We start from the raw sequence: 15,244 nt of genomic DNA on the forward strand, positions 1-15,244 counted from the left end.
TGCAAGGTATGATTCAAGACCATCAGACCTATAAAAAAGTACACTGGTATACGGGTTGCTACGGGTATGACTGCGTATCGCAAGCCGGCAGCAGATAGCATTGTGCATTTATTATAGACTATTCATCCAAAGCAAATAAGTGAGGATGTGCCCTATTATGAACATACTGTAGAGCCTCAATCGTGACGGGTCAATGCTCAGTATTTTGACTTTTTCTATTGTGTATTAAATAGCGCTATGATAGACAATCAGCTACAGTAAATAAATAGACATCAAACCGCGCAAAAGATGGCTATACATATGGCAAGCAGTGCCGGCAAAATACCGCGCTATAATCGGTATCATAAGCCTAACATCAAAAATAGAAGACTTAGCGTTATATAGGACATATAGTCAGTTGAACATGAAACTGTTATATAAATTTAAACGCGCTACTGTTATAAACTTTACTTGCGTGCTGCGTTCCCAGAGGCTGCGCAACCTACGTTTAAAAATAGCATCCCAGTAGCACTATGCGCTTTTTAGAGTACATCGACTATACTCAGAATAGGACAGACTCAGGACATATTGTAAACTGAGCTGACGATTATTTAGCATATCAGCAAAAAAGGGGCAGGTAATGGCAGGATATATATTGGCCTTGGACCAAGGCACGACATCGAGCCGAGCGATACTCTACGACGATCACGCCCGCCCCATTAAGATGGCGCAGCAACCGACGACCTTGCAGACACCTAAGGCAGGTTTTGTAGAGCAAGACGCCCAGCAAATTTGGCAGACGCAGATTAGCTGTGCGCACGATGTGATCAACCTTGCAGGCTTGCTGGCCACCGATGTCAGTAGCATTGCCATCACCAACCAGCGTGAATCTATTGTGATGTGGGACAAACAAACCGGCAAGCCATTAGCGCCAGCGATTATTTGGCAAGACAGGCGTACGGCCAGCTATTGCAAAACTCTGGCGGCTGAGCCTGCAAGTCGCGGCGAGTCTGACAGCGGTGCACGGAGCAAAAGCGCATTGAGCAAAGTTGCGGTTAGCGACACGGGTCTCAATAGCAGCGCGCAGCATGGCATGGCAGAAGAGGTGCAGCGTCTGACTGGCCTGCGCCTCGATCCATATTTTAGTGCCAGCAAAATCGCTTGGCTGCTCGAAAACAACCCTAAGCTGAGCGTGCGCGCCAGTAGAGGTGAGATAGCGGTGGGCACCATCGATAGCTGGTTGATATACAAACTGACTGGTGGCGCGCATGTCATCGATGTGACCAATGCATCTCGGACGTTATTGTTTGATATTCATAAGCTGTCATGGTCAGAGGTGCTGTGTGCCCGTTTTTCGATACCCATGAGCATCCTACCCACCGTTTTGCCGTCTGACGGAGATTTTGGCAAAACCAAAAAAGGCCTATTTGCCAAGCAAATACCTATTCAGTCGGTATTGGGTGATCAGCAAGCGGCGCTCTTTGGCCAAGGCTGTCTGGATGCGGGTATGGCCAAAAACACCTACGGGACTGGGTGCTTTATGCTGATGAACATAGGCAAACAACCAAAAATCAGCGAACATAAACTGCTGACCACCATCGCGTGGCAGCGAAAAACCAGCCCAACGCGTCCAGATAACTTATCATTTGACCAAATCGTTCAGTCAGGTATGCGCCTATTACAGCCACCAAAAAAAGAAGTGACCTATGCCTTGGAAGGTAGTGTGTTTATGGCAGGTGCCATTATCCAGTGGCTACGAGATAATTTGGGTATGATTAAGACAAGTGGTGAAGTGGAGGATTTGGCACGGCAAGTAGACAGTAGTGAAGAGGTGGTACTATTGCCAGCTTTTACAGGACTTGGCGCGCCTTATTGGCGCTCTGATATCAGCGCCAGTATCACTGGGATGAGCCGCGGCACTACTAAGGCGCATATTGCTCGTGCAGCGCTAGAAGCGGTCGCTTATCAAACCTATGACGTGCTGATTGCAATGCAAAAAGACAGCCCGCATCCGCTTACAGAGCTCAGGGTAGATGGCGGCGCGGCCAATAATGATTTGCTGATGCAGTTTCAGGCAGATCTACTGGATGTGCCGGTGCTGCGTCCTAGGGACACAGAAATCACCGCAAAAGGTGCAGCAATGCTCGCGGGTCTAAAAACAGGGCTTTATGATGACACCACGATGCAAGCGTCTTGGCAAGTAGAGCGTATATTTGAGCCGAGCATGTCAGCAGATATGCGTGAGCAGCATCTGAGTAAATGGCAGCAAGCTATCAAACGATCCTTAATGCCGCTATAAAACAACGCGATAAAAAATGATATAGAAAATTTAGGAGACGATAAAATCAATATAGGAGTATTACTGAAAACCTGAAACGGCCGTACATGACCGTGAGAAAGATACAGGCTGTAACGTAAGGCAATCTGAAGTGGGACAGAGTTTACATAACGCGTCTATCGAAGCTTATCCATAAATTCCTATACTTTAATGGTATTCACAAGTCCGCAAACTTGGCGGTCTGAGTAGTTAAAACATAACAAATAATTTAAGGATAATATTATGAGTAACCATGACGGTATTGATCGCAGTGAAGTAAAACACATGTCAAAAGAGTCTAAAAAAGACCTAAACGCAGACATCATCACCGGTGAGCCAGGCTCGCATCCTATCGGCACAGGTGTTGGCGGCGTTGGCGGTGCAGCAGCGGGCGCGGCTATTGGTACAATGGCAGGGCCGCTAGGGACACTAATTGGCGGCGCGATTGGCGCAGTCGTCGGTGGCGGCGCCGGTCATGCAGCTGCAGAAGCGATTGATCCGACGCGTGAAGAAGCATACTGGCGCGCTGAGTATGCCAATGCAGACTACTATCGCGATGGCCTAGATTTTGATCGTGATTTACACCCAGCATATGCAGTAGGCTACGCCAATCGTGCGCGCTATCCAGCCGATGCGCGTTTTGAAGACCACGAAGCTGACTTAGAGCGCTCATGGCATGAAGTAAAAGGCGAGTCTCGCCTAGAGTGGAATGATGCTCGCCGAGCCTCACGCGATGCGTGGAACCGTGTTTCTTAATTGGCTTCTTTATAAGGCCCTAAAAATCTTATAAAAACTCATCAGAAATATAAATAAAAAAGCGTAACAGTCTAAAAACTAAGCAGTATTATAAGAGCTTACTATGACGTTACAGCAGAGAGTTTAATTGTACATTAGTTTCTTTCAATCGCTTTTATTTATATGATTTATGTTATTTTGAGGCTTCCGAAGGCATCTTTGGAAGCTTTTTTTATGAAAAAAGTTTATTATTTATGGGTGTGAATGAATATATCAGACATTATAAAAATAATAGGGAATATATGAATAATAAGGCTGATAATCATCAATTTTATATCGCGACCGCAAACTTATTGAACTTTGCAAATCCCAACCGCATTTATTATGACAATGCCCCTGCTTATAATGATACTGAATACAATCATAAGCTACGCGGTATCAGCGAATTGTTGGCGAAGGCTCATGCCGATATCATCGCTGTACAAGAAGTTTGGGATAGTGCCGCTTTAGTAGCGCTGGCGGCGTCTTTGGGTTTTGAGGCAAAGCACGTCATCGCACCGCTGGCAAGCAATGATGTGGCCAGCCCGTATACCCAAGGGCAGGGTGCCCAAAAGACACCAGCAGTAGGCATGATCAGCCGTTTTGAGCCGTTAGAGGTCAGTTTGTTACAGGAGGTGGCACCGAAGGCAGTGCTTGATGTCCCTGATGTGGGTCTCTACCAGCGCTTTAATCGGCCACCGCTGATGGTGCGAGTTGATGCTTATGGTCAGCCAATCACCATCGTCACCGCGCATCTAAAAAGCAAACGTGCTTTTTTCTTGCGTGATGAGGCCGGTAACTTGCTAGAAGATATGGATGACCCTAATATCAGGGTCCGTGCCAAGCTGCGAAGTCTTTGTATGCGTGCGGCCGAGGCGGCTTCGATTCGTATGTCTATCATTGAGCGTTTGCAGAATACCCGTGAGCCGCTGATTTTGTTGGGTGACATGAATGATGTGACGAATAGCGTCACCACGCAGCTGATGACGGAGACGGGCGAGGTCAATTATGATAAAAGCATGCGCGATGTTGCACTATTTGATGCTGCCCGTATTCAAGCGCGTTATGGCTGGATGAAAGATGTGGCTTATACTCATATTTACCAAGGTATGCCAGAGGTCATCGATCAATTATTTGTGTCAGAAGAGTTCTTACCTGATAGCAAGTTTTCGCTCGGTCAGGTAGAGCGGGTGGACTATTTTAATGATCATTTAAAATGGGATTATGCAGATAGGGTCATCGATCATGGTATCATAAGAGCGAAAATTAGGCTTAATGATTAACCTCATAAAATTAGACAGTTAAGGCTAATAGAGTGTTAATCGATATATTAACTTTTAACCCATTCACGTCCCTTGCTTCATAGTGTATAAGCATTTATGATGCACCCTCGTTGAATATAGTAGCGATAACGTTGGCTCTACATTTGAGCCACTCGTTGATTTTCCAGTGATTTAGGACGAATGCTACTCAATGAAGATTGTATTTATGAAATAGGACGTAACATTAAGAGATTTACAATGAGTGATAACAAAGACGAAAAAATTGAAGATGTATTAGTAGATTCGGAGCTGGCAAAAAAGCTGGTGCCAAATAAGTTTAAGTTTACCAGTCAGCAGGGTCGTGCACGTCGTCAAAAACTTTTGGCTGGTGCCAAAAAGCTAAGCGAAACCCATGCTATTAACGATATTACCCTTGCAGCGGTGTGCGAAGAGGCAGGTATTCCGCGCGCATCTGCTTATCATTTCTTCCCTAATATCGAAGCGATATTTTTAGCGTTGCGTTTTTTGAACGCCATCGAGATATTAGAGATGGTAGAGACGGTCGATATCGGCAATTACGACAGATGGCAGGGGTATTTGACCGCGTTGATCGATAAGTGTGTGACAATTTTTCATAATGATGAAACCAAAGCCAAGCTGATCTATGATACCAATACTCCAGACTTTGAAGGAGACAGTTTCGGTGAAGATATCGATCATCAAATCGTAGACTTGGTGTATAAGCGCTTATCAGAACGCTATGAGATGCCGAATTTTGATGATATTCAAGACACGTTATTGATTGCTTATAGCATCGTCAATGCGATCTTTACTTTGTCTTATCGTCGCCACCAGACCATTACGGATGACTATATTCAAGAAGCAAATACGGCATTTATCGCTTATTTGCGCTGTTATTTGCCAGAAAAGCTACCGCGTAAAAACCGTTAGTTGACAGTATGCTACTGGTTGAATAGCAACGAAAAAGCCGACATGCTCACTGCATAGTCGGCTTTTTTATGCCTGTACTTATGCTTAGTGCTTAGTGTTTAGTGCTTGGTGCTTGATGATTAGTTAGCAGGGTAGGTGGCTTAGATAGGAGAGAGCGCTTGCCCATGACATGTGTCTTCGCCTGAGTCAAGAGGGGCGTACGCCTCATAATAGCGAACGATACGCGCTTGCAGGGCAACATTGGTCTGTGAGTCGTGAGCATTGACGTAGGCTTGGCGTGCTTGCTCAAGCCAGCGATCGGCCATACGAAAATGAATCCCTGACTCTCGCCAGCCGCGCGCGCATTGATTGGTGGCCGCCCAAATCAGCGCTACTTCACTAAACGCCATCTCACGCGGGGCGACAGCGATGCCGTCACTGTCTTTGAGGGCGCTTATAGTTGCCCATAGGTCTGGCCGCATCAAGGCAGACATCGCAGGGATGTCCTGATACAGATCGATGCGCTGCTCTGTACCCTCTTGTAGGGCTTGTAAGATGGACTCTGTCGCTTGGGCAGCGTAGGCACCAGCGGTAGAGCGGCTATTGATACTGTTTTGATGAATGGCGTAATTCAGCCAGGCTTGCGCTTTATAGGCCCAGTAGCGCTGGCGTGCTGTCTTATCCGCTTGCTGATAGGGTTTTACCTGTGCGAGCATACAGCTCAATGCCTGCTGCTCGGCGCTTTGGTATTGATAAGAAGGGATGTGATTTTCTAAATTGCTATGGCAGTAGTCATTACTTATCAGTGTGTTGGTTTTGACACGGTCGCTTGCTGCCAATGCTGATGAAGCAGACGTGAGTAGCAATACTGCGGACAGTGCCGTATAAAAAGAGCGTTTATAGGTAGCTACTGTGCTGGCAGACTTCGACATATTACAACCCTTGTATTCAGGCAATCGGTTTTATTTTTTAAGTATTTGTCAATATCAGGACATACCCTAATCACTATATCAAACGTTTATCAGTATATATGAGCCAACTGAAAAATATCAGTACAGTAATGAAAAAATTGCCGCAGCTCAGAGCGACGACAATTTTGTTAGATTATAGCGTCGCGTTGCTCGGCAAACGCTTATTTTTGCGTGGGTCTTCGCGTTTGAATAAATCCTCATCAAACTTAAATCGTAATCTGAAGTATGCGCCTTCTTGCGTACTGTCGTTATAAGCGATATCTTCATCCTCAAAACCCATAAAGTTATAACCAAGTGATAACCAGAGGTTAGTCATCGGGCTGTAGCCGACTTCTGCCCCAAGCATATATGACATATCATCCGCTTGCTTGTTCCAGTAAGTACCAGCTTGTAGACCTATATCCCAGCGCTCGCTGATGTCATATAAACCGCGTGCATAGGCAGCATGCGCGGTGTTTTCGCTGACGATATCATCAGCGTCGTATTGGGTATATTTGCCCGCATAGCGACCAGAGAGAGTGAGCGCGCGCGTTGGATGGTAGTTGCCGCTCCACGACCATATCGTTGTATCTTTTTGATATTGGTCAGTGCCAGTAGCATTGTCGTCTAAACGGTACTCAAGTTTTGCCAGCATGTCTAGCTGATTGCTATCATAGTCGCGGTATGCAGCGCCTAACTGAAAACGGTTGATGGTGCGATGGCCATCATCATAGTCGACCTGTGAGTAGATGTCTTTGGCAAGTAGGGTAATATCATCGGTATAACGATAGGCGATGCCTGCACTTCCTAATAAGGTGTCGCTGGTTTCGCCCCAACGTTTCTCAAAGCGTCCTGAGGCTTTGTAGTTTTCTTGGGCTAAGTATTCGACGCCAATGCCCGCTGCGGTCGCCGTATTGTCTGTCTCGCCTTCTAGTGATTCGACGCGCTCAAACAAGGTGCTTAGGGTCAGACCTTCTTGCACGTACCATTTGTTTTTGAGACCGATAGCGGCTTCTGCTTCGCGCGCACTGATCGCATCACGCATACGATATTCGCTATAGACCTTGCCATCCTTCATGTAGGTGGCATCAAAGCCAGCAACAGTACGTTGGCGCTCGTCTGTATCATCAAGGCCATAACTGCCAGATAAGCTATTGATTAAGTCGTGACGCGCGTACAAGCGACCGAGTTTACCCAGCGCTGTCTCACCGCCGATAGAGGTGGCGTTGCGCTCGCTATTGTCAATATCCTGCTCATACTCTGCAAATACCAAGCTATTATTTAGCTTGGGCAGGCGAGAGGTAATACGAGCACGAGCGGTGGTGCCTTCGATGTCTTTATCCGCATTGCTAACACCATTCAGTGCTGACTGGTTGATAATGTCATCGTTAAATAACGTATCGTCAGTGACGTCTACGACATCTGTGGCAGCTTGCGTGTTGCGTGAAGCGGCAGTAGCATCTTGCTTGTAGTAGCGTACGCCAATCTCACCGACGACATTTTCACTCAGGCGCTGCTCGACACTGGCCTGTACGCCTTCACGGCTGGCATCAGTGGCGTGGTCTTCTGTGCGTACACCTTCTAGTTTTAAGGCGGTGTTTTTATCATTAAAGGTATGAGTGACTTCTACGCCAGACTCGGTACGGCCAGCCGTTAGCGGAGACGCACCAGTGACAAAGCCTGTATCGGCATCATGATAATAGGCTTTGGCACGGGTACTTTTCTTGTCGTCATAATCAAGCTCCACTCTGAAAGCGTCACCTTCGACGTCATTGCCAGTAAGCTCAGTGTTATTGATCTGATTGCTGGGGTCGTAATTGGGATTTTCTGCTTTGTTTTTGGCATATTCAGCGACCAGCTTTAGCTTGTCATTCATCTTGATAACGGTATTAACACTAGCAAGCTGTTCTTTATTTAGCGGATCATCACTGTTGACATAGCTACCGCCGATAGCGACTTTATCCGTGAGCTGATGCTTAACGGCTACGCCGCCAACCAAATAATCGTCACCACCTTCGTCGACTTCTACCGTGACGCGTAAATAGATAGGATTACCCGCTAAGTCTTGGCTAGCGATAGGCGATTTCAAAAATAAGCTGCGGCTGATTGGGTCAATCTCATAATCCGCAAAACGCGTGAGGGTCTCACGGTTGACGATTAAGCCAGGGTTATTACGGTCGCGAGTGATCACTTCGATAGTTTCAGAGTTCTCTAACACGGCATCGAAGTCTTCAGCTAATGGGTAGGGACCTGAGATACCTAAACCGCGAGTTTCATTAACGCGCTGTGACGTGCTGGTCTCAGCGGCAAAGGCAGTCACACGCGTATTATCATCTTCATACTGGGCTTTTAGGCCCGTCAAAGTACGGTTGTATTGACCAAGCTTGATGCCTTCATCATTATCAATTTGAGTTTTTAGATCGCCGTACATGGCGAACGAGCGGCCTTTATCAACGCGCACATAGAGCTTGCTGGTTGACTGCGCGTCAAAACCTTTGGCTGAAGAGTCGCCGTAGGCCGGATAGTACTCACCAGGCTCGATATCACGGAACAGGCGCTCGCCTTTTTTATCGCTGTCATAAGCGAGCGTTAATAGATAATCACCGCGTACTTTGCCTTTTAGGAACATAGCGGCGCGGCCTGAAGCGGCATAATCGTCATTACCTGATATCTCATGCAGCTCTTTTTCAAAAGCACCTTGAGCGTCAGTGATTTGACCGCCATCAAAGTCTTTAAGCGAGATCGCACCTTCAACAATACCGACCGCGATCAGCGGACGTAGCTGCGCGGTAAACTGTAGCGGAATCACTTGTTTTCTGCTACCGGTATCGATGACCAGCTCGCCTTTACCCGGTACGCTTGGCGCGGTGACGGGTATCAGTAGCTCACCACCTTTGACGGTAATCTGGGTGCCTGCCGCTTCTTTACTACCGTCTTTTAGGTTGATACGGCCGATATTGGTATCGATAGTAATCGGCGTAGAAGCGACATAAGGACGACCATCACGATCCTTTAGGCTGACGACGATTTGATATTCACTCATGCCATCGGCTGGGACTAAGCTATCTTGAGTACGATAGTCAATCGCTTGCAAGCTATCTGGCGTCAAGACGTTGATCGTCTGCTCAGAGATGACTTTGCCATTGACGTCAGTTGCCACGCCGCGCAAGGTGTTGCTGCCGCGCTTCAAATCAACCGCGTAATAGTCAAAAGCGGTTACTTTTTGCTTTTCTTGCTCGGCGGTTTTACCGATTTGCTGCTCTGATACGGCTTTGCCATTAGCATAAAGGGTAAAGCTGCTGCCTAGTGGCGCTTGTACTTGTACCATTTGCTTATAGCTGCTGAGCTGCTGGCCTTCGCTTAGATTAATAAAGGCAACATCGTTATTAGCAACCTCTTTTAGAAACTCTTCGAGTACTTTTTCTTTCGGTTGATTGATAGTATTGACTTTTAGGTCGATACGTTCGTTAGCTGGACTAACCATCTCATTGACGATAGCTGAATCACATTGGATACCTTGATCTAGCGCGTCGTTAGACTTACAGCCGCTGGCATCGACGTTGTCATCGTCATCGCGATCGTAGATAGGCTCTAATGCCAGTTTGTTTTTTACCGCAGCTTCTAGCGCATTATTCTTTGCACTAATAGTCTTGCTACGCTCTACCAGCTCTGCATTTAGACGATCTGTGCTATCACCCATACCACCGACGATAGCAAAGTCAGCACGATGCAGCTCGCCGTATTTTAGATCGACGAAACGGCTACCGGCATCGCCAGTATTACGGTTGCTTTGAATCACTAGTTCTGTAGCGTTTGGAATAGTGGTGCGATCGACTTTTAACACGTGCGTCTTAGCGCTGACACCATAGAAGTTATACTTACCTTCAGGGTCGGTAACGATGAAGTTACCGTTTTCCATATAGATACGCACGCCTGCCACGCCAAGCTCGCCGTCTTCTTTTTGCTGGATGCCATCGCGGTTGATATCGTGATAGACCTTACCGATGATGATACCATCGGTATTCATGACACCACGGTTCACTTCGATAGGCCACTGTGCCTCTATCGAAGTCAGTACTGATCCACCAGTTTCAGAGTCGCGACCCTGTGCGATGGCGCGGTTAATACCGTCGCCACCTAAGGCAGAAGAGCCAATCAAGACACGATAAGTGACTGTTTTGCTTTCATTAACTGCCAGATCACCCAAACCTAAGATTTGATACTTGCCTTCTACTGTGAAGTCGTCTGTTTTAGCGTTATCAACACGCAAGCTACCAGACACATAGTCAAAGCCACGTGGCATCGCGTCTTTTAACTCAACATTATAGGCAGTAGATTTGCCATCATTCTTGATATTAATCGTATAGTTGACATAGTCGCCTAGCTCAGCAGTTTTCACATCACCTTCTTTGGTGACCTGTAGCGTAGGGGAGGTATCGTTTATGACGATGGTTGTGCTGAGATCTCGGTCAATTTTATTGAGATCAGACGCACTAGGTTGCTCATCCAATCCGACAGAGGGGGCAATACAGGCGTCTAGGGTAGCCGTCAGCGTGTCGCCTTCTAGTGTCTGAATAATGGCATCGTTAATTGCATTTGCATTATTTTGCGTAGGGGCGTCTAAGCGATATTTACCCGTGTTCACACCGGTTTCGATAGCTTTTAGTGAATAAGTGTCACCAGTTCCAACTGGTGGATTGGCTGACTTGATGGTGACCCATACTTGGTCTTTCTCATCGCTTTGCAGGTTACATTGTGCAAAGCTGGTTTCGAGATAGACGTTTTTGCCAATTTGTGAAGAGGTTGGCTCACTATCGAAAGCTTCGTTTTTGAAACCGATATCTGGTTTGACAATGACCAAGCTGTCAGTGGCTGTGACTTTTTTTAGTGATGGATCCTCGGTGACCACAGCGCCAAGCTGAATCTCGGCAGTATCACCGTCCTGAGCATTGGCGTCAGAAAGTGCTTGGACAATGAGCTGAATGCTCTCACTCTGTCCTAGCTTGATTTGGGTGCTTAAGTTATCGAAGATAATCTCGCTATCTTCACCATCGATGATGCCGTTGTTATTTAGGTCTTGATAGACTTTGACATTTGAAAGCGATGGAGCAACGTCAAGGCTCAGCTCGACAGTCTGATTACTATAGCTGGTGTTTTTTAGGACGTTTATCCAGTTGACAGTAGTACCAGGCTCAACAGTTTGTATTAGAGGTTGGGTCAGCTCAATACCATACTCAGGCAGAGCAGAAGACTTGACTTGCACTTGGTTAGAGGTGCTAGATAGGCTGACGTCAGTTTTATTATTGACGTTATAGCTTGCGTTAGCAATATTATTGATAATCTGTAGATTTGGGTTTATATCATCGGCTGCGATGGCGATATTTGATTGCATAAGCAACATAGCAAACGACAGCGCAGATATCTTCGCTGTACGTAAGGCAATACGATTAGACGGTGTCATAATAGATAGAGCCATGTGTCGCTTATCCAATAAAACAAAATGGGGGTGAAACTCTCCTAGCTTAATTAAATCAGAAGCCAGAGAAGGTCTCTATAAGTACCCGCAGATACTTATAGAGTGAAAATTCAGTTTAAGGTAATAGTTTTAATCTAAAATAAAATTATGGTGTAGGTGTAACCAACCTAGGGAGTAACCACCCTAGCAGTTTTGATTTTGACTTTAAATTGCATGGTTTCAGTTGCTTGAGGTGCTAACGTATCAATAGTATTCGTAAGCGCAGCTCCAGTATCACTCTTTGTACCACTAAGCTTTGCTGAGCTAACAAAGTAGCGATTATCAAATGGGCTATTTTTCTAAAAAATGCCTAACGTATGGGTATTTACTAATAGCCATAAACATTTAGCTCACAAGCGCCTATAATAGAGCTCAGTGATTGTATGTAAACTGACTTTAAGATTGTGATTGCTCTCAAACCAATTGACAAAGTCCTCTCATGCCAGCCTCGCATTTAAACTTAAATCTGTAGACAGTACCCTTTAGCAGCATAAGGAAGTTGCAAAATTATCTGTTTCTTCATTATATTAATGAATAACGGTTATACATAAAGTAATATAGAACCTTTAATTGCAGGCTTTAACCTTATTTTGTATAACCAGTAAGTCTTACCCTAGTATTTAAGCAAAACAACGAACCCTGTAGTAAACAGGAACTACTCATAAAAAGGACAAACAAAGATGAATTATTACAAGGATGCTGACAGCACCGAAACCCAAGAATGGCTTGAAGCCTTTGAGTCTGTGATCAAACATGCAGACAAAGATCGCGCGCAGTTTTTACTAAAAGCCTTATACAATATGGCGGTGCAAGAAGGCCTGCCATTCAACCGCCTTGATACTGCTTATATCAATACCATCGCAGTCGAGGACGAGCCGATGTATCCTGGCGACTTGACCATTGAGCGTAAGATCCGTGCGCTGATTCGCTACAACGCGCTGGCGATGGTGATGCGTGCCAACAAAAACGATGACGATCTAGGTGGCCATTTGGCGACATTTGCCTCTAGTGCCACGCTGTATGAGACAGGCTTTAACCATTTTTTTCGAGCCGCAAGTGATCATTTCGGTGGTGACATGGTTTATTATCAAGGTCACTCCGCGCCAGGTATCTATGCCCGTTCTTATTTAGAAGGCCGCTTGAGTGAAGACCAGTTGGATAATTTTCGCCGTGAGGTCGGTGGTAAAGGCTTATCAAGTTATCCGCATCCCTATCTGATGCCAGACTATTGGCAGTTCCCAACGGTCTCTATGGGACTTGGCCCGATCATGTCGATTTATCACGCGCACGTCCATCGCTATATGGAAAACCGTGGCTTGCTCGAAAAAGAAGGCCGTAAAATTTGGACTTTCTTAGGTGATGGCGAGACAGACGAGCCGGAAAGCTTGGGTGCCATCTCACTTGCTGGCCGCGAAAAACTAGACAACCTAATTTGGGTCATCAACTGTAACTTGCAACGCCTCGATGGCCCTGTGCGTGGTAATGGCAAGATTATTCAAGAGCTAGAGTCGGTATTTCGCGGTGCAGGCTGGCGCGTGATTAAAGTCATCTGGGGTGGTAACTGGGATACACTGCTTGATAAAGACGTGACAGGTGTGCTCAAGCACCGTATGGAAGAAGTGGTCGATGGTGAGTACCAGCTATATGAGGCACGTACTCCTGAATTTACCCGTAAAGAGTTTTTTGGTAAATACCCAGAGCTTGAAGAGATGGCCAATGAGCTGTCTGACCATGACATCGCGCGTCTAAACCGTGGTGGTCATGACCCAATGAAGGTCTATGCTGCCTTTAGTGAAGCCATGAAGACCAAAGGTCAACCAACAGTTGTCTTGGTCAAAACAGTCAAAGGTTATGGGCTCTCGACGCAAGCGCAAGCGGTGAATAAATCGCACCAAATCAAAAAGCTAGATCATGAGTCATTGAAGTATTTCCGCGATCGTTTTGATTTGCCATTCAATGATGAAGAGCTTGAGACGCTGCCGTTCTATCGTCCAAAAGAAGACTCGCTTGAGATGAAGTACCTAAAAGGTCGCCGTGAAGCGTTGGGCGGTCATTTGCCAAACCGTCGTAGTGGTCATATTCCTCTAAATATCCCTAATTTATCGATTTTTGATCGTATCTTAAAAGGTAGTAATGGCAAAGAGCAGTCGACGACCATGGTGTTTGTCCGTCTGTTATCAGCGATGCTAAAAAACAAAGACATTCAAGATCGCGTCGTGCCTATCGTTCCTGATGAAGCGCGTACCTTTGGCCTAGAGGGCATGTTCCGTCAGTTAGGTATTTACTCGGCGTCAGGACAAAAATACACGCCTGAAGATAGTGAAGCGCTGATGGGCTATAAAGAAGCCATCGACGGTCACATGTTGGAAGAAGGCATCAACGAAGCAGGGGCGATGAGTACCTGGATTGCGCTGGCGACCAGTTATTCGATCAACGCTTTGCCAATGATACCGCTGTATATTTACTATTCTATGTTTGGCTTTCAGCGTGTGGGCGACTTGGCATGGGCGGCAGGCGACTGTCAGGCACAAGGTTTCTTACTTGGTGCGACAGCAGGCCGTACGACGCTCAATGGCGAGGGCTTGCAGCATCAAGATGGCCATTCGCAGATTTTGTTTAACACCGTGCCGAACTGCGTGAGCTATGACCCTTGCTATGGTTATGAGCTGGCGGTCATCATGCATGATGGCCTACGCCGGATGTATGGTGAGGGTGAGCGCGTGTATTATTACTTGACCCTCATGAACGAAAACTACGAGCAGCCAGCGATGCCAGAGGGCGTAGAGGAAGGCATCAAGCGCGGGATGTATTTGCTAGAAGACAATGGCTCAAGCCAAGTACAGCTGCTTGGTTCTGGAGTTATCTTACGCGAAGTACAAAAAGCGGCGAAGATTTTAAAAGAAGAGTTTAATATCACCGCAAACGTCTGGAGCGTGACCAGCTTTAATGAGCTGACGCGTGACGGTATGGCATGTGATGACTACAATCGCTTGCACCCAATGGATGAAGAAAAAGTGCCATGGGTCACAGAGCAATTGGCACCGCATAAAGGGGTGGTGGTCGCGGCAACAGACTATATGCGTAACTACTCAGAGCAGATACGTGGCTGGTTACCTGATAGCCGTCCTTATACTACATTGGGTACTGATGGTTATGGTCGCTCAGATACCCGCGAAAAACTACGCAGCTTCTTCCATGTAGATGCCGCTCATATCGTGGTGGCGACGCTCAAGCGCTTGGCAGATGAAGGCGAAGTAGAAATGCGCTTGGTCAAAGATGCCATCTCAAGCTTTGAGATTGAGGCCGATCAGCCGCCAGCATGGCAGCAGCAGCCTTATTACGATCATTTCCCAGATGCACCAGCTCCTGACAACATCAACCCAAGCCCTGTGCCTGAGTTTGTCAGTGAAGAGGATGATGAAATCAGTAATGAAGGCCGCGCCGAAGATCAAGCTGACGCGACGCTGCTCAATGACGATGATGTCAAAGAATAATAACGATAAGACGAGGAGATAAA

At 46.5% G+C, this 15,244-nt stretch carries 7 protein-coding genes; 5 read left to right on the top strand and 2 right to left on the bottom strand.

Annotated features, from left to right (window positions below):
* Positions 1 to 619: 619 nt before the first annotated feature.
* From JFC05_RS06970 to JFC05_RS06985, 4 genes are all read left to right on the top strand, one after another.
* Positions 620 to 2,278, top strand: a complete 1,659-nt coding sequence (locus tag JFC05_RS06970; RefSeq protein ID WP_198336337.1) for an FGGY family carbohydrate kinase — start codon at positions 620 to 622, stop codon at positions 2,276 to 2,278.
* A 261-nt stretch (positions 2,279 to 2,539) separates the two neighbouring features.
* Positions 2,540 to 3,052, top strand: coding sequence for a hypothetical protein (locus JFC05_RS06975; RefSeq protein WP_198336338.1), 513 nt, complete (start codon positions 2,540 to 2,542; stop codon positions 3,050 to 3,052).
* Between the two features lie 281 nt (positions 3,053 to 3,333).
* Complete coding sequence (locus JFC05_RS06980; protein ID WP_198336339.1) at positions 3,334 to 4,353, top strand: endonuclease/exonuclease/phosphatase family protein; 1,020 nt, start codon at positions 3,334 to 3,336, stop codon at positions 4,351 to 4,353.
* Between the two features lie 237 nt (positions 4,354 to 4,590).
* Complete coding sequence (locus JFC05_RS06985; RefSeq protein ID WP_198336340.1) at positions 4,591 to 5,283, top strand: TetR/AcrR family transcriptional regulator; 693 nt, start codon at positions 4,591 to 4,593, stop codon at positions 5,281 to 5,283.
* A gap of 140 nt (positions 5,284 to 5,423) precedes the next feature.
* Here JFC05_RS06985 and JFC05_RS06990 read toward each other — a convergent pair whose 3' ends face one another.
* Positions 5,424 to 6,194: a hypothetical protein gene (locus JFC05_RS06990; protein ID WP_198336341.1), complete on the bottom strand. Its 771-nt coding sequence runs from the start codon at positions 6,192 to 6,194 to the stop codon at positions 5,424 to 5,426.
* Between the two features lie 172 nt (positions 6,195 to 6,366).
* Entirely contained in the window at positions 6,367 to 11,673 is a 5,307-nt protein-coding gene (locus tag JFC05_RS06995) for a DUF11 domain-containing protein (protein ID WP_227697455.1), read from the bottom strand.
* A 734-nt stretch (positions 11,674 to 12,407) separates the two neighbouring features.
* On the opposite strand from JFC05_RS06995, the gene aceE reads away from it, so the two are divergent.
* Positions 12,408 to 15,221: a pyruvate dehydrogenase (acetyl-transferring), homodimeric type gene (gene aceE, locus JFC05_RS07000; RefSeq protein WP_198336343.1), complete on the top strand. Its 2,814-nt coding sequence runs from the start codon at positions 12,408 to 12,410 to the stop codon at positions 15,219 to 15,221.
* Positions 15,222 to 15,244 lie beyond the last annotated feature (23 nt).

Source organism: Psychrobacter celer, from assembly GCF_016107555.1.
Classification (GTDB): Bacteria; Pseudomonadota; Gammaproteobacteria; order Pseudomonadales; family Moraxellaceae; genus Psychrobacter; species Psychrobacter celer.